The organism is Streptomyces sp. Inha503 (genome assembly GCF_047215865.1).
Lineage (GTDB): Bacteria > Actinomycetota > Actinomycetes > Streptomycetales > Streptomycetaceae > Streptomyces > Streptomyces lycopersici.
This window is the reverse complement of record NZ_CP178360.1, coordinates 6,160,223-6,182,175: the sequence shown is the minus strand read 5'-3', so window position 1 is coordinate 6,182,175 and position 21,953 is coordinate 6,160,223. Positions and strand designations below refer to the sequence as shown.

At 71.6% G+C, this 21,953-nt stretch carries 17 protein-coding genes and 2 pseudogenes; 15 read left to right on the top strand and 4 right to left on the bottom strand.

Annotation, left to right across the window (positions count from 1 at the left end; genetic code table 11):
• Positions 1-311: 311 nt before the first annotated feature.
• Positions 312-1,262 (bottom strand): annotated as a pseudogene (locus ACJX2R_RS25380) (carbonic anhydrase); the annotation flags it as partial.
• 612 nt (positions 1,263-1,874) lie between these two features.
• Here ACJX2R_RS25380 and ACJX2R_RS25375 point away from each other — a divergent pair.
• Positions 1,875-3,233 (top strand): hypothetical protein, encoded by a 1,359-nt coding sequence (locus ACJX2R_RS25375; protein ID WP_413102007.1) that lies wholly within the window; start codon positions 1,875-1,877, stop codon positions 3,231-3,233.
• Here ACJX2R_RS25375 and ACJX2R_RS25370 read toward each other — a convergent pair.
• Positions 3,214-4,218 carry an ATP-binding protein gene (locus ACJX2R_RS25370; protein ID WP_413102006.1) on the bottom strand — a complete coding sequence of 335 codons (1,005 nt, stop codon included), beginning with the start codon at positions 4,216-4,218 and terminating at the stop codon, positions 3,214-3,216. The genes ACJX2R_RS25375 and ACJX2R_RS25370 overlap by 20 nt on opposite strands.
• A gap of 102 nt (positions 4,219-4,320) precedes the next feature.
• On the opposite strand from ACJX2R_RS25370, the gene ACJX2R_RS25365 reads away from it, so the two are divergent.
• A complete protein-coding gene (locus ACJX2R_RS25365) occupies positions 4,321-5,148 on the top strand; it encodes an oxidoreductase (protein ID WP_413102005.1) in 828 nt (275 codons plus the stop codon).
• Between the two features lie 380 nt (positions 5,149-5,528).
• Here the strand turns inward: ACJX2R_RS25365 and ACJX2R_RS25360 are convergent, their stop codons facing one another.
• Positions 5,529-6,365: an HAD family hydrolase gene (locus ACJX2R_RS25360; RefSeq protein WP_413102004.1), complete on the bottom strand. Its 837-nt coding sequence runs from the start codon at positions 6,363-6,365 to the stop codon at positions 5,529-5,531.
• A gap of 452 nt (positions 6,366-6,817) precedes the next feature.
• Here ACJX2R_RS25360 and ssd point away from each other — a divergent pair, with 452 nt between their 5' ends.
• The 7 genes and pseudogenes from ssd to ACJX2R_RS25325 all read left to right on the top strand — a co-directional run.
• The gene (gene ssd / locus ACJX2R_RS25355; RefSeq protein ID WP_413102003.1) at positions 6,818-7,927 is read left to right on the top strand and encodes a septum site-determining protein Ssd; all 1,110 of its coding nucleotides are present in this window, start codon (positions 6,818-6,820) and stop codon (positions 7,925-7,927) included.
• Entirely contained in the window at positions 7,924-9,090 is a 1,167-nt protein-coding gene (locus ACJX2R_RS25350; protein ID WP_413102002.1) for a TadA family conjugal transfer-associated ATPase, read from the top strand. Before ssd ends, ACJX2R_RS25350 begins: the two co-directional genes overlap by 4 nt.
• A complete protein-coding gene (locus ACJX2R_RS25345) occupies positions 9,087-10,049 on the top strand; it encodes a type II secretion system F family protein (RefSeq protein ID WP_413102001.1) in 963 nt (320 codons plus the stop codon). The genes ACJX2R_RS25350 and ACJX2R_RS25345 overlap by 4 nt, the downstream gene beginning before the upstream one ends.
• A complete protein-coding gene (locus tag ACJX2R_RS25340; protein ID WP_413102000.1) occupies positions 10,046-10,864 on the top strand; it encodes a type II secretion system F family protein in 819 nt (272 codons plus the stop codon). The genes ACJX2R_RS25345 and ACJX2R_RS25340 overlap by 4 nt, the downstream gene beginning before the upstream one ends.
• A 174-nt stretch (positions 10,865-11,038) precedes the next feature.
• A complete protein-coding gene (locus ACJX2R_RS25335) occupies positions 11,039-11,236 on the top strand; it encodes a DUF4244 domain-containing protein (RefSeq protein WP_413101999.1) in 198 nt (65 codons plus the stop codon).
• A gap of 118 nt (positions 11,237-11,354) precedes the next feature.
• A complete protein-coding gene (locus ACJX2R_RS25330; protein ID WP_413101998.1) occupies positions 11,355-11,834 on the top strand; it encodes a TadE family type IV pilus minor pilin in 480 nt (159 codons plus the stop codon).
• Positions 11,831-12,118, top strand: a pseudogene (locus ACJX2R_RS25325) (Rv3654c family TadE-like protein); the annotation flags it as partial. The gene ACJX2R_RS25330 and the pseudogene ACJX2R_RS25325, both read left to right, overlap by 4 nt.
• Before the next feature lie 120 nt (positions 12,119-12,238).
• Here the strand turns inward: ACJX2R_RS25325 and ACJX2R_RS25320 are convergent.
• Positions 12,239-14,695, bottom strand: coding sequence for a DEAD/DEAH box helicase (locus ACJX2R_RS25320; protein ID WP_413101997.1), 2,457 nt, complete (start codon positions 14,693-14,695; stop codon positions 12,239-12,241).
• 54 nt (positions 14,696-14,749) lie between these two features.
• Between ACJX2R_RS25320 and bldG the strand changes: the two genes are divergently transcribed.
• From bldG to ACJX2R_RS25290, 6 genes are all read left to right on the top strand, one after another.
• Positions 14,750-15,091: an anti-sigma factor antagonist BldG gene (bldG, locus tag ACJX2R_RS25315; RefSeq protein ID WP_014061729.1), complete on the top strand. Its 342-nt coding sequence runs from the start codon at positions 14,750-14,752 to the stop codon at positions 15,089-15,091.
• Positions 15,092-15,183: 92 nt separating this feature from the next.
• The gene (locus ACJX2R_RS25310; protein ID WP_020870239.1) at positions 15,184-15,612 is read left to right on the top strand and encodes an ATP-binding protein; all 429 of its coding nucleotides are present in this window, start codon (positions 15,184-15,186) and stop codon (positions 15,610-15,612) included.
• A 751-nt stretch (positions 15,613-16,363) separates the two neighbouring features.
• Entirely contained in the window at positions 16,364-18,802 is a 2,439-nt protein-coding gene (locus ACJX2R_RS25305; protein ID WP_262702141.1) for a sodium-translocating pyrophosphatase, read from the top strand.
• Between the two features lie 238 nt (positions 18,803-19,040).
• Positions 19,041-19,613, top strand: a complete 573-nt coding sequence (locus ACJX2R_RS25300; RefSeq protein WP_413101996.1) for a small secreted protein — start codon at positions 19,041-19,043, stop codon at positions 19,611-19,613.
• 185 nt (positions 19,614-19,798) lie between these two features.
• Positions 19,799-21,433: a methyltransferase gene (locus ACJX2R_RS25295; RefSeq protein WP_413101995.1), complete on the top strand. Its 1,635-nt coding sequence runs from the start codon at positions 19,799-19,801 to the stop codon at positions 21,431-21,433.
• 285 nt (positions 21,434-21,718) lie between these two features.
• Entirely contained in the window at positions 21,719-21,916 is a 198-nt protein-coding gene (locus ACJX2R_RS25290) for a hypothetical protein (RefSeq protein WP_413101994.1), read from the top strand.
• The last annotated feature ends 37 nt before the right edge of the window (positions 21,917-21,953 follow it).

The window sequence follows — 21,953 nt, the reverse complement described above, 5'->3', positions numbered from 1 at the left end:
GTGTCCCAGGCCATAGCTCATCAGCCAACGGCACACCCTGACAAGGGCTGTCGCTGAAAATTGGTTTAGACCTTTAGTCGTGTACGTCACCGCCCCGGCTCCAGGGCGCCCCGGACGGGGTCGCCGACCCGCTCCGCCACGCCGGAACGATCGCTTCCGAGCCGGGTGGGGTGCGCCGTGGTGGCGTGGCAGACGGGTATCGGCGCGCCATGGCCCGGCGCGCCATGGCCCGGGTCGCCATGGTCCGGGTCGCCATGGTCCGGCGCGCCATGGTCCGGGCTAACGGGCAGAAACCTCCCCGTACCCGAGTCCAGGACATACGCCTGGGCCTCCGCCACCTGGAAGTACATGCCGTGTACCGCCAGCCCGCCCTCCGCCACCCGCCGTGCCACACAGGCGTGCTCCATCAGATGGTCGAGCTGCTGTCTCACATTGACCAGTGCCAGCCGCTCCACATCATCGGCGACCGCCCGGCTCGACAGGGCGACCTCGCCGCGCCCCAGCCGGCCGATCCGCTCCATCCGTGCCAGCGCCGGTCTACCGTGGCGCAGCCAGCGCTCCAGCGGCGTCCGGTCCCCGGTGGGGGATCCCCCGGGCCTGTCGGCGAATGCCTCGGGCCTGTCGGAGGGCGCCCCAGGCCAGTCGGAGGATGCCCCGGGTCTGCCGGGGGGCGCCCCAGGCCCGGCGTATATCTCGGTGCCGCCGGTGGACGCCCCGGGCTGGTGCGGTGTGCGGACCGGCGCCGATGGGCCGAGCAGCGCCTGCATCGCACCGCATCCGGAATGGCCGCACACCGTGATGCTGCTGATCTTCAGCACCTCCACCGCGTACTCGATCGCCGCGCCCACCGAGTCGCATGAGTCATCGGCGCCCGGTGGTGGCACCAGATTGCCGACATTGCGCACGGTGAACAGATCTCCGGGGCCGCTGGAGGTGATCATGCTGGTCACCAGCCGGGAGTCGGCGCAGGTGAGGAACAGCTGGCTGGGGCGCTGTCCCTCCCGCGCCAGCCGGGCCAGCTCGTCGCGGACCAGCGGTGCCGTATGGCGCTGGAACGCGCTCACCCCGCCGAGCAGCTGACCGCCCGCGTCCCCGCCGGCGGCGACGCCCGCTCCGACGCCTGGGGCCGCCGGGGCCGGACGGGTGCAGTGGTGATCGCGCCAAGGCGTCCACGGCTGGCAGGCCCGGGTGCCGTCCGCCTCCGCGACCCGCCGCGCGGCCCGTCCATCGGCCGTCGCCCGCGCGGAGCCCGCTGACCGCGCGGAGCCCGCTGACCGCCTGGGGCCTGCTGACCGCCTGGGGCCCGTCGCCCGCCCGGAGCTCGAAGGCCGCCGGGGGCCTGAGGGTGGCCGGGAGCCTGAGGGCAGCCGGGGGCCCGAGCGTCGGGGGAGCGCCGTGAGGAGGGTGATCACGAGGGCCGCGGCGGCGGCCAGGAGTCCGGTCCGGAGCGAGGCACCGCAGGCCGACGCGATGCCCAGCGAGACGGAGGCGATACCCAGTGAGAGAGGAACGGTGAATCGGAAGAGGTCGGTCGAGGCGGAAAGATCTCCGTGTCTGAGGCGGGAGACCCGGTGAATCCGGTCCAAGAGCTTCAACATTCCCGTCTCCTCCGGGGCTTCGGTCGCGGATGGGCGCGCGGCCGTGGGTCACGGCGTACTGCGGTGCTGACTTCCAAGCGTTGGTAAATGAATCGTAATGCCGAGTAAAGTCGCTGGGAAGTCTTTTGGGGGAGAGTGGGCTGCTATTCCCTCTATGGGGTGAATAGTCATTTAAGACGCCTTGTCATCCTCTGTCTTTTTCTCCATCCATGCGAGGTTTGCTCCCATCCAGCGAGATCTCCCGGCAGAGCGCGACACGAGGAACGAGGTGGCGGTATGGGGGCCAGAGGAGGCGGAAGGGCCAGGAGAAACGTCACTGCACTGCTGGCCGCGGCGGTGGCGCTCTCCGCGCCGGTCGGCTGCTCGGAAGACTCCGCCCGCACCCATGGACCGGTCGGCACCGCGGGCTCGCGCCACGATCGGGACAGCCCCCAGAAGGGTCCGGGGGCGCCGATCCATCCGGACAAGGCCCCGAAGGCGGTCCGCCTCATCGGCGACGGATCGACCTCCGACACCGGCCCCCAGCCCCATCAGCCGAGGGCCGAGCCGCTCGAACCCGGCGAGAAACCACCGCAGTTCGTCGTCTTCTCCTGGGACGGTGCCGGACAGGACAAGCAGAAGCTGTTCTCCCACTTCCGCGCGATCGGCAAGAAGTACGGCGCGACGATGACGTACTTCCTCAGCGGGGTGTACCTGCTGCCCGCGGAGAGGCGGTACCTCTACGATCCGCCCGAGCATCGGCGCGGCGCCTCGTCGATCGGCTTCAACGACGTCGAGGGCATCAAGGCCACGGTGGAGCAGCTCCGCGGTGCCTGGCTGGACGGCAATGAGATCGGTACCCACTTCAACGGCCATTTCTGCGGACGCCGCCGCGGAGTCGGCACCTGGTCGGCGCGCCAGTGGACCAGCGAGATCCAGCAGGCCGAGTCATTCGTCAAGAACTGGAAGACCAACGCGGGTCTGGAACACGAGAAGTCGCTTCCCTTCGACTACGACAAGGAGCTCGTCGGCGGTCGCGCCCCCTGTCTCCAGGGGCAGAAGAACCTGATCCGGGCGGCCGCGAAGCTGGGCTGGCGCTATGACGCGAGCTCACCCGGCGGGCTTCAGATCTGGCCCCGCAAGATCCACGGCATCTGGGACTTCCCGCTGCCGCGGATCCCGGTACCGGGCCGCGCGTTCGAGACGCTCTCCATGGACTACAACTTCCTCGCCAACAAGCCGCGCAAGAAGAAGGGCAAGCGGCCCAAGCGCTCCACCTGGGGCCGTCCGATGCGCGACGGCATGCTCGCCGCCTTCGACCGGGCGTACGAAGGCAACCGGGCGCCGCTGTTCATCGGCAATCACTTCGAGTCCTGGAACGGCGGAACGTATATGCGCGCCGTGGAGGACGTCATCAAGAAGGTCTGCCCGCGCAAGGAGGTCCGCTGCGTCTCATTCAAGCAGCTGGCCGACTGGCTGGACGCGCAGAACCCCCGTGTCCTGGAGAGGCTGCGGGTGCTGGATGTCGGGATGCGGCCACCGGGTGGCTGGAAGGGCTATCTGGCGGTCGAGCCGGGGCGGACGTCCGAACGCGAAACGGCTCATGAGCGGACGTCCGGGCACCACACGCGGACGGCTAAGCGGGAGCGGGAGTAGCCGCCGAGCTCTCCTCCGGCGCGAACTCCCGCAGCCCGAAGGCGGGGTCGACCTGGGCGGCAAGGTCGGCACCCGTCTTCGCGTTACCCCAGCTCTGCGCGTTCTTCAGATGGAAGTGCACCATCTGCCGGGTGTACCGCTGCCAGTCGCGCCGCTCGTACGAGGCGTCGACCGCGCCTTGCAGTGTCCGCAGTGCCTCGCGGTTCGTCTCCTCCAGCTCCTCGAACCGGGGTGCACGGCCCTTCTCCACCGCTCGGACCCAGTCGGAGTGGCCGAACGCGACCAGCAGGTCATCGCCCACCTCCGCCCGGAGGAAGTCCAGGTCGTCCGGGCCCTGCACCTTGTTGCCGACCACCCTGAGCGCCACATCGAAGTCGCGGGCGTACTCCTTGTACTGGCGGTAGACGGAGACACCCTTACGCGTGGGCTCGGCCACCAGGAACGTCATGTCGAAGCGGGTGAAGAGGCCGGAGGCGAAGGAGTCGCTGCCCGCCGTCATGTCGACAACGATGAACTCGCCGCGCCCGTCGACCAGATGGTTCAGGCAGAGCTCGATCGCGCCGACCTTGGAGTGGTAGCAGGCGACACCGAGGTCGGATTCGGTGAAGGGGCCGGTCGCCATCAGCCGCACCGACCCGTTGTCGAGCGGCAGGGTGCGGGCGCAGGCCTGGTAGACGGGGTTGTCCTCGCCGATCCGCAGCAGCCGCGAGCCTTCACCAGGCGGGGTGGTCTTGATCATGGTCTCGGCGGAGGCGATCCGGGGGTTCGTACCGCGCAAGTAGTCCTTGATCAGCGGGAGATGGGCGCCCATCGCGGGCAGTGCGGCGGCCTCCGCCTCGTCGAGTCCGAGCGCCACGCCCAGGTGCTGATTGATATCGGCGTCGACGGCGACGACGGGGGCGTGGGTGGCGGCGAGATGGCGGATGAACAGCGACGACAGCGTGGTCTTGCCGCTTCCACCCTTGCCTACGAAAGCGATCTTCATGTTCACCTAGCGTAGGTGAGTGATCCCGGACCATGAGGGATTTACGTGAAGAACACCACTCCAACGAGGGGCGCCCGGCGCGAGGTGCGTAGTGTCGTACTCATGAGTACGTCAGCTGATCCGCTCGCCACCCTGGCCGCGCTGCCCGGCGTGACCGAGTCCGTGAACGCCGTACGGACCGCCGTGGACCGGGTCTATGGGCACCGGGTGATGCGCCGCCGCAGCAATGAGGTCACCTCCGAGGCGGCGTTGCGCGGAGCGCGCGGCTCCGCCGCGCTGGCCGGTGCGGACTGGGCGCTGGAAGAGGTGCGTCGGCGCACCGACTTCGGGGCCGAGGGCGAGCCGCGCACGGTGGGGGCGGCGCTGCGGCTGACCGCCGAGGCGGGGCAGCTGCTGAGCATCTGGCGTCAGTCGCCGCTGCGGGTGCTGGCCCGGCTGCATCTGGTCGCGGCGGGCGGGGTCGAGGGCGACGAGGGGATCGGCCGCCCACGGCAGTCGGGTGAGCCGGTGGACGAGCCGCTGATCGGGTCCGATCTGCCGCTGCCGGACGCGGACGAGGTCGCGGGACGGCTCGATGGGCTGGCCCGGCTGCTGCTCGCGGGGAGTGAGGCTCCGGCGCTGGTGACGGCGGCGGTGGTGCATGGCGAACTGCTCGCCCTGCGGCCCTTTGTCTCCCGCAACGGTCTGGTGGCGCGGGCGGCCGAACGGATCGTGTTGGTCGGCAGCGGTCTCGACCCGAAGTCCATCTGCCCGGCCGAGGTGGGATACGCGGAGCTGGGCGCCGCGCCGTACATGGCGGCGCTGGAGGGCTATGCGTCCGGGACGCCGGAGGGGATGGCGGTGTGGATCGCGCACTGCGGACGGGCGGTTGAGCTCGGGGTGCGGGAGTCCACAGCAGTCTGCGAGGCGCTACAGCGCGGGGCGGCCTGACGCGGATGGGTGCGGTCAGGCGTTGGGGGGGCGCGGGCTGACGCGGACGGGTGCGGCCTGACGTCGGACGAGGCGGACGGGCCCCGGACAAGAGTTGCGGCGGTACCACGTGGGCACCGCCGCTGGCACAGCTACCGGGTTACCATGCGTGCAATCTCATTCGCCCATCAGGTCGGGAACTTCTGCCCGTCACCTGGTGCGGCTGGCCCGTAATCGACGGGTCGACGTCGCGTGGGTGCTCAGCATCTGTGCTCGGTCCGTGGGGCCTTGGCGTCTGGGGGTTTCCTCCCGGATACCCCTGGTCTCGCGGGCCGTCGATTCCTTTGTACTCCTGCGAGAGGCCAATCGGAACCCCTCGCCGCAGATCTTTGCTGTTACCCCTAAATGCGAACATAAAGGGCGCGGCGCCGATTGGTGTACCACAGCAGTCCGGCGGTCGCGGCGGCCGCGCCGACGGCCGCCGCGACGGCGAGAACCGGGCGCGGCGGCATGGAGAGTGAGGGTCTGCGCTGCTTCAACCGCACCGGGCGGTTGAACGAGAGCACCGGCCAGCCGCGCGCCGCCGCCTCGCGCCGCAGCGCCCGGTCCGGGTTGACCGTATGGGGGTGGCCGACCGCCTCCAGCATCGGGAGATCGGTCACCGAATCGCTGTAGGCGTAACAGCGCGACAAGTCGTAGCCCTCCGACTCCGCCAACTCGGCGATCGCCTCCGCCTTGGTCGGGCCATAGGCGTAGTACTCCACCTCTCCGGTGAACACTCCATCCTCGACCACCATGCGGGTGGCCACCACACGGTCCGCGCCCAGAAGCTCGCCGATCGGCTCGACCACCTCCGCGCCGGAGGTGCTGACGATCACCACATCGCGGCCGGCGGTGTGATGTTCCTCGATGAGCGAGGCGGCCTCGTCGTAGATGATGGGGTCGATGAGGTCGTGCAGGGTCTCCGCGACGATCTCCTTGACCTGCTGGACATTCCATCCTCGGCAGAGCGCGGAGAGGTACTTGCGCATCCGCTCCATCTGCTCGTGATCGGCGCGGCCGGCGAGGAAGACAAACTGTGCATAGGCAGTACGCAGTGCGGCCCGGCGGTTGATCAGCCCACCCCGGTAGAAGGACTTGCTGAAGGTGAGAGTGCTTGACTTCGCAATGACCGTCTTGTCCAGGTCAAAGAAGGCAGCTGTCCGAGGCAAGGAGTGGTTTTCCACGACGCCGAGCATAGGGCCCACCATTCGGCGTAAGCTCAGGCGCGTGGGTTTGCCTGAGAAGGCTCTCGGGTACACCATGGAAGTCACGGATCGTTCGCGACCGTGCTAACCCGGCCCGACTCCTCCCCCCCCGAGTCGGCCGTGGGGACGACCCCCGCTCTCCCCCCCGGCGGGGGTCGTCGCATGTCCGGACGCATTTTCGGCGTTCTCATGAGATCTTGCTCCCCTCCCTCGGGCCAGTGTGGCCCCGCCTCTCCACAGCTTGAGCGGTAACCGTACGTAATCGCTAGGCTGCTCTCCGGAAGTCACCGGTTTAGGTGACTGGGATATTCACAACTGATGAGTTGTCCACGGTTTTGGACCAAGATCCCCAAGATTTTCTGGATCGCAGGACGGTGATTCTCCGCGATGCTCGCACTCGCTGTTCGCGGGAGTGAGAGCGCGTAACGGATATGGGAGGGATCGTGACTGCATCCATCACACCGGAACGCCCTTCGGCGACCGAAGGACAGCGAAGCAGACCGCTCATCGTCACCGAGGACGAGGCGCTTCTCGATGATCTGCTGCGGCTGTGCGCGGCGGCCGGAGCGGAACCGGAAGTGGCGCATGGCGCGCTCACCCGCCGGGGCAGCTGGGAGGCCGCACCGCTGATTCTGGTCGGCGACGACTCCGCCGCCCGGCTGACCGGCCGAGCCCGCAGACAAGGGGTGCTGCTCATTGGGCGCGATCTGGACGACCACGGCATCTGGCGGCGGGCGGTGGCGCTCGGCGCGGACAATGTGGCGTTCCTGCCCGATGCCGAGACCTGGCTGGTGGACCGGATCGCCGATGTCGCCGAAGGCGTGGGCCGACAGGCACTGACCGTCGGGGTCATCGGCGGCCGCGGCGGCGCGGGTGCCTCCACCCTCGCCTGCGCCCTGGCGGTCACCGCGGCCCGCTCCGGGCGGCGCACCATGCTGATCGACGCCGATCCGCTGGGCGGCGGGCTCGATGTGCTGCTCGGTGGCGAGGGCGCGCAGGGGCTCAGATGGCCCGCCTTCGCCGAGTCGCGGGGGCGGGTCGCCGGAAGCGCCCTCGAGGAATCGCTGCCCGAGCTGCACGCGCTGCGGGTGCTCAGCTGGGACCGCGGCGATTCGGTCGTCATCCCGGCGTCCGCGATGCGGGCGGTGCTGGCCGCGGCCCGACGGCGCGGCGGGGTCGTGGTGGTGGACCTGCCGCGCCGCGTCGACGACGCGGCGGCCGAGGCGCTGTCCCAGATCGACCTCGGGCTGCTGGTCGTCCCGGCGGAGCTGCGAGCGGTCGCGGCCGCTCACCGGGTGGCGTCCACGGTGGGCATGGTGCTGCGGGATCTGCGCGCGGTGGTGCGTGGCCCGTGCGGGCCGGAGCTCGGCGACGAGGAGATCGCGGAGCTGCTCGGGCTGCCGCTGGCCGGTCAGCTGCCGCCGGAGCCCGGTCTGGCGGACGCGTTCGAGGGCGGGGAACCCCCGGGCGGCAGCCCCCGTGGACCGCTCGGCCGGTTCTGCGCCGAGTTCTGGGCGCGCGCCCTCGCCGACGAGGGAGGTGTCACGGCATGAGCGCCGTATCGCCGGATCTGCTGGACGCGGTGCGGCTGCGGCTGGCCGGGAGCGGCGCGGAGCCCACGCCCGCGCGGGTGGCGTCCGCCCTGCGCGAGGAGGGTCGGCTGCTCGGCGACACCGAGGTGCTCGGGGTCGTGGAGACGCTGCGCTCGGAGCTGGTCGGCTCCGGCCCCCTGGAGCCGCTGCTGGCCGCCCGCGATGTCACGGACGTCCTGGTCACCGCCCCCGACGAGGTGTGGGTGGACCGGGGTTCGGGGCTGGAGCGCACGGGGGTCACCTTCCTGGACGCGGCCGCCGTGCGCAGGCTCGCGCAGCGGCTCGCCGCGGTGGCGGGGCGGCGGCTGGACGACGCCCGGCCATGGGTGGACGCCCGGCTGCCGGACGGGACCCGGCTGCATGCGGTGCTCCCTCCGGTCGCGGTCGGCTCGACCTGCCTCTCGCTGCGGGTGGTGCGCCCCCGGGCGTTCTCCCTCGCGGAGCTGGAGGCGGCCGGGACGGTGCCACCGGACGGCGCGCGGCTGCTGCGGGCCATGCTGGACGCCAGGCTGTCCTACCTGATCAGCGGCGGTACGGGCTCAGGCAAGACAACGCTGCTGAGCACCCTGCTGGGGCTGGTCGGCCCACGGGAGCGGATCGTCCTCGCAGAGGACTCGGCCGAGTTGCGGCCCGACCATCCGCATGTGGTCCGGCTGGAGACCCGCCCCGCCAATCAGGAGGGCCGGGGCCAGGTCACCCTGCGGGATCTGGTGCGGCAGGCGCTGCGCATGCGCCCCGACCGGCTGGTGGTCGGCGAGGTGAGAGGCGCCGAGGTCACCGACCTCCTGGGAGCCCTGAACACCGGCCATGAGGGTGGCTGCGGCACTGTCCACGCCAATACGGCGGCCGATGTGCCCGCGCGGCTGGAGGCGCTCGGCTCGACCGCCGGTCTGGACCGGGCCGCGCTCCACAGCCAGTTGGCGGCGGCGCTGTCGGTCGTGGTCCATCTGGTGCGCGACCGCGCCGGGCGGCGCAGGATCGCCGAGCTGCATGTGCTGGACCGGGACCGGGCGGGCTTCGTCACGACCGTCCCCGCGGCCGTCTGGAGCCCCGGGGGCTTCGAGCGGGCGGCCGGGTGGCAGCGGCTCCAGCGGCTGTGCGCACGGGGCGGAGACGCGGCATGACGGGCGTGGGAGCGGACCCGGGGGCGCTGACGCTCTGTGCCGTGATGCTGTGCGTGGGGGCGGCCTTATGGCTGCTCACCGGGCGGGACCGGGAGCTGCGCCGGGCCAGGCTGCTGTTGGCCGGCGGCGGACCCGTCGAGTCCCCGGGAGCCGACCCCGGGCGACGGCTGTCCGAGACCGCCGCCTGGCTGAGGGAGCGCTGGCGGGTCAAGTACGGCGGACGGATGGGGCGTGAGCTGCTGTGTCTGCCAGTCGGATGTGTGATCGCGCTACTGGGCGCGTCGGTTCTGCCGCTGCTCGGGGCGGTGCTCGCCACTCCGGTCGTCGGCCGGTGGCTGCGGTCCCGGCGGGGCGAGCGGGACCGTGTGCGGCGCGCCGCCGGGGTGATCCAGCTCTGTGCCACCGTGGCGGGCGAGCTACGGGCCGGGCGGCATCCCGGCGAGGCGCTGCTGGCGGTGGACCCGGGGCACCTGAGGGAGCGTTGGGGGCTGGTGACGGCCGCGGCGCGGTTCGGCGGGGATGTGCCGGACGCGCTGCGGAGGGTGGCCCGGCTGCCGGGCGCCGAGGGGCTGACCGGGGTCGCCGCCTGCTGGCAGGTGGCGGTCGACGAGGGGGCGGGCCTGGCGGCGGGTCTCGACCGGGTGGCGGCGGCGCTGCGCGCCGAGCGGGACCAGCGGGAGAGCCTGGACGCCAAGCTGGCGGGCGCCAAGGCCACCGCCCTCGGGCTGGCCGTGCTGCCCATCGTCGGGCTGGCGCTGGGCGGCCTGATGGGCTCCGATCCGCTGCATGTGCTGCTGCACACCCCGGCCGGGCTGAGCTGTCTGCTGCTGGGCGGGCTGCTGGAGTGGGCGGGCCTGGTCTGGACCGGCCGGATGGTGCGAGCCGCGCGTGAGCCGGGGCGGCGGCGAGGGGATCCGCAACTGAACCGAGGCCCAGCGGATCGCCGGGGTGGCCGATGAGCGCCGAGGTTGTCCACAGCCTGGGGATTTCGCTGTCCTTCCTGGCGGCGGCCCTGTGCACGGCGATGGCGATGGTCGAGGCCCGTCGGGAGCGATGCGCCCGACGACGGGTGATGGCACTGCTTCCGGGTGCGGAGCACGGGCGGCCGCGGCGGGCCCGGCCGTGGCGGCGGTGGCGGGCCGGGTCCGGTGCGGGCGCTCTGCCCGCCTGGGCCGCGCCGGGCGGCGCGCTGACGATCGCCGTCGTCCTCGTCGGGGGGCCGCCCGGGTGGGTGCTGGGTCTCGCCGCGGCCTGTGGCCTCTGGTGGTGGCAGCGGCACCGCCGGGCCACGGCTGGGCGGTCCGCCCGTGATCGGCACCTCGAGGCCATCGCCGCGCATCAGATCCCGCTGGCCGCCGATCTGCTGACGGCATGCCTGGCGGCCGGAGCGGGCCCGCGGAGGGCGGCGGAGGCGGTGGGAGGTTCGCTCGGCGGCCCGGTGGGCGAGCGGCTCGCCCAGACCGCGGCGGAGCTTCGGCTGGGCGGCGAACCGGCCCATGCGTGGGGGCGCATCGGCGCCCTGCCCGGAGCACAGGGGCTGGCGCGCGCTCTGGAACGCGCCGGGACAACGGGCGCTCCGGCGGTGGAGCCGGTGTCCCGGCTGGCGGCCGAATGCCGGGCCGAGCAGGGACGGGAGGCGATGAGACGGGCCGACCGCACCGGTGTGCTGGTCAACGCGCCGCTCGCGGGCTGCTTCCTCCCCGCGTTCCTGCTGGTCGGTCTGGCCCCGGTGATGATCGGGCTGGCCCGCGGCCTGATGGGCGAGGGCCCCTGAGCACGGGCGGGACCACGACGGCAACACAGCGAACGACAGCGGCTCCAACGAGAGCCGCATCAACGAGAGCCGCATGAGCGGCAACCGCACGACGACACCGCGACGAACGACGACAGCACGACGAACGACGACACCGCGGTCGGTGACACCGCGGACAGGACAAGGGGGGCCGACATGGTGAAGCAGTGGTGGGTACGGCGGTACATGGCGGCGCGGGCGAAGGCCGAGGCGGGCATGACCACCGCCGAGTACGCGATGGGAACGATCGCGGCATGCGGTTTCGCCGCGGTGCTCTACAAGGTGGTGACCAGCGGGGCCGTCAGCGGTGCGTTGCAGTCGGTCATCGGACGGGCCCTCGATGTGCAGTTCTGAGCCGCCGGGGACGGGGAAGCGGACGGACTCGCGCGTCAGGAGCGGCGCGCGGGGCGTCCCGAGGGTCAGCGGCGTCCGGAGGGCCGGTGGTGTCCGGAGGGCCAGCGGCGGCGTCCCGATGGGCCCGTACGTGCCCAGGAGGGGCGTCCCGGGGGCCCGGGGCCCTGGGCGGGACAGCGGCTACGTAACGGCGGAGGCGGCCGTCGCGCTCCCGGTGCTGGCGCTGTTCGCCCTGATGCTGATCTGGGCGCTGATGGCCGCGTCCGCGCAGCTTCAGTGCGTGGACGCGGCCAGGGCCGGGGCGAGGGCGGCGGCGCGTTCGGAGCCGGAGGCGGACGCGATGGCCGCCGCCCGCTCGGCCGCGCCCGATGGAGCACGGGTCGAGCTGTGGCGGGAGGGAGACCTGGTGCGGGTGCGGGTGCGTACCCATGCCGCCGGACCCGGACCGCTGGCGGTGGATCTGCGCGGAGAGGCGGCCGCACTCGCCGAGGACTCGGTGGGCGGGGGCGACGCGATGGGCAGGGGCGGTGCGGGCGGTGCCGCCGCCGCGGGCGGTGTGGACGGCGCCGCCGAGGCGGCTCGGGAGGCGGTCCCGTGAGCCCGGGAGGCGGCCCAGGGAGGTGGGCGGACGACCGGGGGTCGGCCACCGTCTGGACCGCGCTGACCGCGGCGGCGTTGTGCGTGGTGTTCGCGGCCGTGCTGGCGGCCGGGCAGGCCATGATGGCGCGCCATCGGGCGGGCGGCGCCGCCGATCTGGCGGCGCTCGCGGCGGCGGACCACGGCCTGGAGGGGGCTCGTACGGCGTGCGGTCTCGCCAGGCGCGTGGCCTCCGCGCAGGGGGCGCGTGTGGTGCGCTGTGCCCTGAGCGGTGAGATCGCGGATCTCACGGCGGAGGTGCGCACCGGTCCGTTCGCCCTCCGCGTCCGGGCGCGGGCGGGGCCCGCGGGTACTCCCGTCACCGGGGCCACCGGACCGCTGTCCCCACCGGGCGGCGGGGAGCGGTCACTCGGCGGCCGGCGGCTGCTCCGGGGCGCCGGCGAGCAGGGTGGTCAGCAGGCGGATGGCGGCCTTCTTGTCCAGCGGGTCGTTGCCGTTGCCGCACTTGGGCGACTGGATGCAGGACGGGCATCCCGCCTCGCACTCACAGACGGCGATCGCCTCGCGGGTGGCCGCCAGCCAGCGGGCGGCCGTGTGGAAGGCGCGCTCGGCGAAGCCCGCACCACCCGGGTGCCCGTCGTAGACGAAGACGGTGGGCAGCAGCGTGTCGGGATGCAGCGGGATGGACACCCCGCCGATGTCCCAGCGGTCGCAGGTGGCGAAGAGCGGCAGGATGCCGATCGAGGCGTGCTCGGCGGCGTGCAGGGCGCCGCCGAGGGCCTGGGGGTGCACCCGGGCCTCCTCGAGTTGGTCGTCGGTCACCGTCCACCACACCGCCCGGGTGCGCAAAGTGCGCGGCGGAAGGTCCAGCTTGGACTCGCCGAGGACCTCACCGGTGATCAGCTTGCGGCGCAGGAAGGAGACCACCTGGTTGGTGACCTCGACGGAGCCGAAGCACAGCCGCGCGTCCCCCCAGGGGATCTCGGTGGTGGTCTCCAGGATGGAGATCGCCGTGGTGTCGCGGGCCGTGGTCGAGTAGGGCGGAGTGGCCTCCTCCACCAGGGCGACCGAGTCGTCGAGGTCGAGCTGTTTGACGAGATAGCTCCGGCCCTGGTGGAGGTGGACGGCGCCCTCGTGGACGGTGGTGTGGGCCGCCGCGGCGTCCACGGTGCCCAGCAGCCGTCCGGTGGCCGCCTCCACGACCTGGACCGGGCTGCCGCCCGCCCCGCGGATGTCGGTGAGGTCGGCGGCGCGCTCACGGCGGGTCCAGTGCCAGGCCTTCGCCCGTCGGCGCAGCAGCTTGCGCCGCTCCAGCTGCGGCATCAGCTCCTCGGTGGCGGGGCCGAAGAGCTCCAGGTCGGGTTCGGTGAGCGGAAGCTCGGCCGCGGCCGCGCACAGGTGCGGTGCGAGGACGTAAGGATTGTCCGGGTCCAGGACGGTGGACTCCACCGGTTGCCGGAAGAGGGCGTCCGGGTGGTGGACGAGGTAGGTGTCCAGCGGGTCGTCCCGGGCGACGAGGATCGCGAGGGCCCCTTCGCCGGTGCGCCCGGCCCGCCCCGCCTGCTGCCACAGGGAGGCCCGGGTGCCGGGATAGCCCGCCACGACCACGGCGTCCAGCCCGGCGATGTCCATCCCCAGCTCGAGTGCGGTGGTCGCGGCGAGTCCCAGCAACTCGCCGGAGTGCAGGGCCTTCTCCAGGGCGCGGCGCTCCTCGGGGAGATAGCCGCCGCGATAGGCGGCGATCCGGTCCGGCAGCGAGCGGTCCACCTCCGCGAGCCGTTCCTGGGCGATGAGCGCGATGAGCTCCGCGCCCCGCCGGGAGCGCACGAAGGTGACCGTACGGACGCCCTGGACGGCCAGGTCGGTGAGCAGGTCCGCGGACTCGGCCGTGGCCGTGCGCCGAACGGGGGCGCCCTGCTCGCCGTGGAGTTCGGTCAGCGGCGGCTCCCAGAGGGCGAAGACGACCTCGCCGCGGGGCGAGCCGTCCTCGGTGATCTCCGCCACCGGCACGCCGGTCAGCCGGCACGCGGCGACCGCCGGGTCGGAGGCGGTGGCCGAGGCGAGCAGGAACACCGGCGAGGAGCCGTAGCGGGCGCAGACGCGGCGCAGCCTGCGCAGCACCTGGGCCACATGGGAGCCGAAGACACCCCGGTAGGTGTGGCACTCGTCGATCACCACATAGCGCAGCGCGCGCAGGAAGGAGGACCATCTGGGGTGGCCGGGCAGGATGCCCCGGTGGAGCATGTCGGGGTTGGTGAGCACGTAGTTCGCGTACTGCCGGACCCACTCGCGCTCCTCGACGGGCGTGTCGCCGTCGTAGACCGCCGCCCGGATGCCGGAGCCCAGCGGGGCGGTGAGGCCGGCCACCGCGCGCCGCTGATCGGCGGCCAGCGCCTTGGTGGGGGAGAGATACAGGGCGGTCGCCCCCCGGCCGCTGGGCTCCTCCGAGCCGTCCAGCAGGGTGCTGAGGACGGGGGCCAGATAGGCGAGGGACTTGCCGGAGGCGGTTCCGGTGGCCACGACCACGGATTCGCCGCGCAGCGCGTGCTCGGCCGTGCGCGCCTGGTGGGCCCAGGGGCGCTCGATGCCGACCGCGCGAATGGCGTTGATCACCTCTGGCCGGATCGCCGAGGGCCAGTCGGCATGGGTTCCCGGGCGTGGGGGCAAGTGCTCCGTATGAGTGATGCGCGTGCTCCGGCTCGCCCCGGTGCTCAGCCGGCCGAGGACGGCCCGGGGTGAGGGGCGTATGCCCGCCTGCCGCGGGATTTGGTTGTCGGCCATCGACACCGAGTGTGTCACTGGTCTGACGGACAATGGTCTCAAGGCGTCGTGCACGCCTGCTGGTAAGTGATTGAATGCCATCGCGGCTGCCGATCCATGGGGGGCGACCGCTCGATGCAAGGTGCTGGAGGATCCGTGGACCTGTCCCTGTCGACTCGGACCGTCGACGACCGTACGGTCGTCGAGGTCGGTGGCGAGATTGATGTATACACCGCGCCCAAGCTGCGCGAGCAGCTGGTCGAGCTTGTCAACGACGGCAACTACCACCTGGTCGTCGACATGGAGGGCGTCGACTTTCTCGACTCCACCGGACTCGGCGTGCTCGTCGGCGGGCTCAAGCGAGTGCGGGCCCACGAGGGCTCGCTGCGCCTGGTCTGCAACCAGGAGCGCATTCTGAAGATCTTCCGCATCACCGGCCTGACCAAGGTGTTCCCGATTCACACCTCGGTTGAGGACGCTGTCGCGGCGACCGACTGACAAGATCGCCGAAGGAAGACACAGAAGGGGGTTCCGGGCGGCGCTCGCCCGGCCCTCCCCATACGCACGCCCATACGCCCGAGGGGGATGGCATGGCCACCGTCGAACTCCGCTTCAGCGCGCTGCCCGAGCACGTCAGGACCGCTCGTCTTGTCGCGGCGGCCGTGGCGCGCCGGGCGGGGGTGGATGAGGCCGTGCTCGACGAGGTGCGGCTCGCGGTCGGCGAGGCCTGCACGCGTGCGGTCGGGCTCCACCTGAGCAATGGGGTGGAGGCACCGGTGCGGGTGATCCTGACCGAGGAGGAGAAGAAGTTCTCCATCGAGGTCGGTGACGAATCCCCGACCTCGGCCGCCCTGGCGCCCGGCTCCCATCCGGAGGCGGACGACGAGGCCGAGGGCGAGGACGAGATGGGTCTCGCCGTCATCAGCGGGCTCGTCGACGATGTCGAGGTGACGACCAGCGAGACCGGTGGAGTGATCCGGATGAGCTGGCCGACATCGCCCCAGCCTCTGGTGTCCTAGTCCGAGCCAAGGCCTTTGGTGGCCTGGCCCACCGGTCGGGACGGCCCGTAACGGGTCGGGCCATGTCGTCGCCGGTTCGGGTTCCACTTGTACCGGGCCGGGCCATGTCCGCGCCGGTTCGGGTTCCGCCCTCACCGCGACGGGCCAATGCTTCGCCGGTTCGTGCCCTGCCCCCAGTGGGCCTTGGCCCCTTGGCCTCTTGCCCCGCCCCGGGGCCCGGCGCGGGGCTGACTCGCCCTGGCCGCCGAATCCGGCCCCTCGAGGGGCGTCTGCCCGTCATCCATCGTCCGATCTTCCGGGCCACCGGACCGGCCGTTTCAAGATCGTCGGTCCGGCTGTCGGCGTGTCCGCGCCCGTTCGGCGGCATCGTCCCGGCGCACCCCGGCGCACCCCACAGCGCATCCCTCGGCGCGCGCTTTTTCGATCTCGGGCGTAGGCTCTGAACAGCGCTTTTCTCAGTGCCGCGCGATCGTCGCAAGATCGCCATTGAGATCGTTCATATAGATCATTTATGGCGATCACTTTACATCCGTCACCGAATTGTCGACCTTCCTTCTTCCGAAGGAATTCGTACCGCCAAACCTATTGATCTTCGCTGGTGCGGGGGAATTCCCATTCCGGCGCCCTGTTTTGATCGTGTGACGCTCCCTACAATCCGTCCACATCTCGAGCTCAGGACGCCTGAGCGCGGCGGCTCTTCTGCGGTCGCAGAACTGCTGCGCGCCCATGTGCCAAACGTCAAGGAGGACGAATGGCGGGGCCTCTCACCCCTCATCAGCTGGACCTCACCCCAACCCTGGCCGCCGCAGAGCTGACCGACGACAACCGTGTGATCGTGCTGGTGATCGCCGCCGTCGCGATCGCGGCGCTCGCGGTCGCGGTGGTGCTGGTACGACAAGTCCTCGCGGCCGGCGAGGGCACGGACAGTATGAAGAAGATCGCCGAAGCCGTTCAGGAAGGCGCCAATGCCTATCTGGCCCGGCAGCTGCGCACCCTCGGTGGATTCGCCGTGGTGGTGTTCTTCCTGCTCATGCTGTTGCCGGCGGACGACTGGCCGCAGCGCATCGGGCGTTCGGTGTTCTTTCTGATCGGCGCGGCATTCTCCGCCGCGACCGGCTATATCGGGATGTGGCTCGCGGTGCGCAGCAATGTGCGCGTCGCCGCCGCCGCCCGTGAGGCCACCCCCGAGCCCCCCACCACACCCGTCAATGGCGATTCGGCCGCTTCCTCGCCCGGTAAGCCGAGCGTGGATCTCACGGCCGTCTCGCACAAGGCAATGAAGATCGCATTCCGTACCGGCGGTGTGGTGGGCATGTTCACCGTGGGCCTCGGACTGCTGGGCGCCTCCTGCGTGGTGCTGGTCTACGCGGCCGACGCGCCCAAGGTGCTGGAGGGCTTCGGGCTCGGCGCCGCGCTGATCGCGATGTTCATGAGGGTCGGCGGTGGCATCTTCACCAAGGCCGCCGACGTCGGCGCCGACCTCGTCGGCAAGGTCGAGAAGGGCATCCCCGAGGACGACCCGCGCAACGCCGCGACCATCGCGGACAACGTTGGCGACAACGTCGGGGACTGCGCCGGTATGGCCGCCGACCTCTTCGAGTCGTACGCCGTCACCCTGGTGGCCGCGCTGATCCTCGGCAAGACGGCCTTCGGCGACTCCGGGCTGGCCTTCCCGCTGCTCGTCCCGGCCATCGGCGTGGTCACCGCCATGATCGGGATCTTCGCCGTGGCCCCGCGCCGCGCCGACCGCAGCGGGATGAGCGCCATCAACCGGGGCTTCTTCATCTCCGCCCTGATCTCGATGGCGCTGGTGGCGATCGCGGTCTTCACCTATCTGCCGTCCAGCTACGCGGATCTCGACGGCGTCACCAACCGCGAGATCCTCGGCCACAGCGGTGACCCGCGGGTGCTCGCGCTCGTCGCGGTCGCCGTCGGCATCGTGCTGGCCGCGCTCATCCAGCAGCTCACGGGCTACTTCACCGAGACCACCCGGCGTCCGGTGCGGGACGTCGGCAAGACCTCGCTGACCGGGCCGGCCACGGTGGTGCTCTCCGGTATCTCGCTGGGTCTGGAGTCCGCCGTCTACTCGGCGGTGCTGATCGGGCTGAGCGTCTACGGCGCCTTCCTGCTCGGCGGCACTTCGATCATGCTGGCGCTGTTCGCCGTGGCGCTCGCCGGCACCGGTCTGCTCACCACGGTCGGCGTGATCGTCGCCATGGACACCTTCGGCCCGGTCTCGGACAACGCCCAGGGCATCGCCGAGATGTCCGGCGATGTCGAGGGCGCGGGCGCGCAGGTGCTCACCGACCTGGACGCGGTCGGCAACACCACCAAGGCGATCACCAAGGGGATCGCCATCGCGACGGCGGTGCTCGCGGCGGCCGCGCTCTTCGGCTCGTACCGCGACGCCATCGCCGAGGCGGTGAGCGACGTGCACACCTCCGTGGCCGGGGAGATGAATCTGAATCTGGACATCTCGCAGCCCAACAACCTCGTGGGCCTCGTCCTCGGCGCCGCCGTCGTCTTCCTCTTCTCCGGGTTGGCGATCAACGCGGTGTCGCGGTCGGCCGGTGCGGTGGTCTTCGAGGTGCGGCGGCAGTTCCGCGAGAAGCCCGGGATCATGAACTACAGCGAGAAGCCCGAGTACGGCCGGGTCGTCGACATCTGCACCAAGGACGCGCTGCGCGAGCTGGCCACACCGGGTCTGCTCGCCGTCATGGCGCCGATCGCCGTCGGCTTCACCTTCGGGGTCGGCGCGCTCGGCTCGTTCCTGGCGGGCGCGATCGGCACCGGCACGCTGATGGCCGTCTTCCTCGCCAACTCCGGCGGCGCCTGGGACAACGCCAAGAAGCTGGTCGAGGACGGGCACCACGGCGGCAAGGGGAGCGAGGCCCATGCCGCGACGGTGATCGGCGACACGGTCGGGGATCCCTTCAAGGACACCGCCGGTCCCGCGATCAACCCGCTGCTGAAGGTGATGAACCTGGTGGCGCTGCTGATCGCTCCCGCGGTGGTCAAGTTCTCCTATGGGGACAACGCCAGCCCGGGGCTGCGTGCGGTCGTCGCGGTGATCGCCGTCGTGATCATCGTGACCGCCGTCTACATCTCCAAGCGGCGCGGAATCGCCGTAGGTGACGAAGACAACTCCGAGCGCGTGGCGAAGTCAGCCGACGCGGCGGTGGTGTCCTAGCCCCGGAAGGGGCCAGGGGGCCGGGAAAGCCCCCGCGACATGCGGGCGGGCGGTGTGCGACGGCACATCGTCCGCCCGCTTCCCTGTCCGCGGTGTGCCATCCGCTCGATGAGGCCATGTCCACAATGAGCGTGGTGCAAATGCTTCTAAAGGTATTCATACGGGACGCTCTCCCGATGGGCTTCGCCGGATGGACGTGTATGTTCCGGGGCCGAGAGCCATGGAAGGGACCAATCCGGTGAACAAGAAGCTTGTGGCTGCACTGTCCGGCGGTGCGGCACTCGTACTGGCGCTGACCGGCTGCGGGGGCGGCGACGACGACAAGAAGGTCAACGACTGGGCCAAGTCGGTCTGTGACGAGGTGCAGCCTCAGCTGAAGAAGATCCAGGGCGCGAACACCGCGATCCAGGGTGCCGCCGACGAGCAGGACTCCAAGAAGTTGCAGCAGACGGACTCCAAGGCGTTCCAGGAGATCTCCGAGTCCTACGGGGCACTCGCCAAGGCCGTGAACAAGGCGGGCCCGCCGCCCGTGGACAGCGGCGACAAGACCCAGAAGCAGGCGGTCAAGGAGCTCAACGCCACCTCGGGGTCGTACACGAAGCTGAAGTCGGCCATCGACAAGCTGGACACCTCGGACAAGTCCAAGTTCGCCCAGGGGCTCGCGGGCGTCGCCGATGAGCTCGACAAGCTCAGCAAGTCGGGTGACCAGGCCCTGCGGAAGCTCCAGGAGGGCAAGGTCGGCTCGGCGATGGCCAAGCAGCCCGGCTGCCAGAAGCCGAAGACGGCCGGCGGCGCCGCGACGCAGTCCTAGCCGGCCTCGCCGGCCCTCGCTGGTCCTCATGCCCTCTTAGGCCTTCGTAGCCCTCTTAGGCCTCGTAGGCCTCCCGGGCGGTCCCCGTAGTCCTTACGTGGACCGCCCCGGAGTTCTGCCGCCAGGGGCCAACGCCGCCCTCTGAGGCGCCCTTTGTCGGCCCGTCACCCGGGTCGGCGCGGGCGATGTCGCCCCGATGCCGACTGCCGTCGCCCGCTGTCGGTGGTTGCCCCGACAATAGGGGCGTGAGTACGCACCAGTCCTCGTTCCGCCTCCCCACCGCCGACCCCGAGCGCACCGCCCGCCTTCGCGAGGCGCTGTCGGCCGCCTCCTTCACCGCCGACGGTCTGCTGGACCTGTTCGGCTCCTCCGCCTACACGGCCCTGGCGCGCGGGGAGACCGTCCCGGCGCTGCGCGCCACCCGGGGCGGGAGCGGCCCGCTGGAGACCCTGGTGCGGCTCTTCCTGTTGCAGCGCCCCGTGGCGTACGGGCGGGCGGCCGCCGCCCTCCCGGCCGAGGACTGCCTCGCCGACGGCTGGCTGGTGCGGGACGGCGACGAGGTGCGCGCGAGTGTGGACGTGCGGCCTTACGGCGGGCCCGAGGGCCAGGACTGGTGGATCGTCTCCGACCTGGGCTGCGCGGTCGGCGGCGCGGCGGGGATCGGTGGCCCGGGCGGGGCGCGCGGCCGTGAGGACCGCTCCCGGCTCGTCCTCGGGGTCGGCGGCGCGTCCACCACGCTCGCCGGTCTCACCGTCCCCGCGCCCGTGGACCGGGTCCTCGACCTCGGCACCGGTTCCGGCATCCAGGCGCTGCACGCGGGCCGCCACGCCTCCCGCGTGACCGCCACGGACCGCAATCCGCGCGCCCTGGCCATCGCCCGGCTGACCCTCGCCCTGTCCGGTGCGGCGGAGCCGGATCTGCGGGAGGGGTCGCTGTTCGAGCCGGTCCGGGACGAGACGTACGACCTGATCGTCTCCAACCCGCCCTTTGTGATCTCCCCGCGCTCCCCGGAGGGCAGCGAGCTGGTCTACCGGGAGGGCGGGATGTCCGGGGACGATCTGTGCCGCACCCTCGTCCAGCGGTCCGCCGGGCATCTCGCCGACGGCGGCTGGTGTCAGCTGCTCGCGAACTGGCAGCACGTCGAGGGCGAGGACTGGCGCGAGCGGCTGGCCTCCTGGGTCCCGCCCGGCTGTGACGCGTGGATCGTGCAGCGCGAGGTGCAGGACGTCACCCAGTACGCCGAGCTGTGGCTGCGCGACGCCGGTGAGCACCTGGCCGGTCCCGAGGCGTACGCGGCGCGCTACGACGCGTGGCTGGACGAGTTCGAGGCGCGGAAGACCACGGCCGTCGGCTTCGGCTGGATCACCCTGCGCAAGTCCGGCGCCGACCGGCCCTCGGTGACCGTGGAGGAGTGGCCCCATCCGGTCGAGCAGCCGCTGGGGGCCGAGGTCATGGCCCACTTCGACCGGCAGGACTTCCTGCGCACGCATGACGACGCGGCGCTGCTGACCGCCCGCTTCCGGCTGGCCGACGAGGTCGTCCAGGAGCAGGTGGGCCCGCCCGGGGCCGAGGACCCCGAGCATGTGGTGCTCAGGCAGCACCGGGGGATGCGGCGCGCGACGAAGGTGGACACGGTCGGGGCGGGCTTCGCGGGTGTGTGCGACGGCACACTCAGCGCGGGCCGGATCCTGGACGCCATCGCTCAGCTGCTCGGTGAGGACCCGGTGGTGCTGCGCGACCGCACCCCGGAGTCGATCCGGCTCCTGGTCGAGCAGGGCTTTCTGCGAGCTGTGGACGACGACGGCATGGAGATGTCATGACGGCATAGGGGCTCCACGACCGCCATGACCGCCCATGGGGACGCCATGACCGCCATAGGGACGCCACGATGGCCATAGGGGCCGGATGGGGACGCGCCGCGCGTGTACTAGGGGCGTGCGCCGGTGGTACAGCCTTCTCTCTCGCGCCCCCGTATGGCAGGAAGCTGTCTCCGGGGGCGCCGGAGGGGCCGCCCCGGGGCGGGTGCGGACGGGGTCCGGCGAGGTGACGCGCGCTGTTCACCCGGGGTTCGCGCTCACGCCTCCCGCGCGTGCCACGCTCCCGCCATGGAGAGCGGACCTGCGATCTTCGCCGGAACGGCATTCGTGTTGTTCGGCGCCGCGCTGCTGCTGTGGACGGCGGCGCGCCTGAGGCTGCGTGTGCCCGTCGCACATGGTGTGAGTCCTGTCGCTTCCGCGGTGCTCTCCCTCTTCTTCGGCATCGCCGCGCTGGGCGGCGGAATCTGGTGTCTGGGTTACGCCTGACAGGGCCTTCCACGCTGGCTCGTGCCGGTCCGGGCGG

Excerpts from the sequence above, each read along its gene's own strand:
- ACJX2R_RS25375 (WP_413102007.1), top strand. The coding sequence starts at position 1,875 with ATGGGGGCCAGAGGAGGCGGAAGGGCCAGGAGAAACGTCACTGCACTG.
- ACJX2R_RS25370 (WP_413102006.1), bottom strand. The coding sequence starts at position 4,218 with ATGAAGATCGCTTTCGTAGGCAAGGGTGGAAGCGGCAAGACCACGCTG.
- ACJX2R_RS25365 (WP_413102005.1), top strand. The coding sequence starts at position 4,321 with ATGAGTACGTCAGCTGATCCGCTCGCCACCCTGGCCGCGCTGCCCGGC.
- ACJX2R_RS25360 (WP_413102004.1), bottom strand. The coding sequence starts at position 6,365 with ATGCTCGGCGTCGTGGAAAACCACTCCTTGCCTCGGACAGCTGCCTTC.
- ACJX2R_RS25350 (WP_413102002.1), top strand. The coding sequence starts at position 7,924 with ATGAGCGCCGTATCGCCGGATCTGCTGGACGCGGTGCGGCTGCGGCTG.
- ACJX2R_RS25345 (WP_413102001.1), top strand. The coding sequence starts at position 9,087 with ATGACGGGCGTGGGAGCGGACCCGGGGGCGCTGACGCTCTGTGCCGTG.
- ACJX2R_RS25340 (WP_413102000.1), top strand. The coding sequence starts at position 10,046 with ATGAGCGCCGAGGTTGTCCACAGCCTGGGGATTTCGCTGTCCTTCCTG.
- ACJX2R_RS25335 (WP_413101999.1), top strand. The coding sequence starts at position 11,039 with ATGGTGAAGCAGTGGTGGGTACGGCGGTACATGGCGGCGCGGGCGAAG.
- ACJX2R_RS25330 (WP_413101998.1), top strand. The coding sequence starts at position 11,355 with ATGGGCCCGTACGTGCCCAGGAGGGGCGTCCCGGGGGCCCGGGGCCCT.
- ACJX2R_RS25320 (WP_413101997.1), bottom strand. The coding sequence starts at position 14,695 with ATGGCATTCAATCACTTACCAGCAGGCGTGCACGACGCCTTGAGACCA.
- ACJX2R_RS25310 (WP_020870239.1), top strand. The coding sequence starts at position 15,184 with ATGGCCACCGTCGAACTCCGCTTCAGCGCGCTGCCCGAGCACGTCAGG.
- ACJX2R_RS25305 (WP_262702141.1), top strand. The coding sequence starts at position 16,364 with ATGGCGGGGCCTCTCACCCCTCATCAGCTGGACCTCACCCCAACCCTG.
- ACJX2R_RS25295 (WP_413101995.1), top strand. The coding sequence starts at position 19,799 with ATGTCGCCCCGATGCCGACTGCCGTCGCCCGCTGTCGGTGGTTGCCCC.
- ACJX2R_RS25290 (WP_413101994.1), top strand. The coding sequence starts at position 21,719 with ATGGAGAGCGGACCTGCGATCTTCGCCGGAACGGCATTCGTGTTGTTC.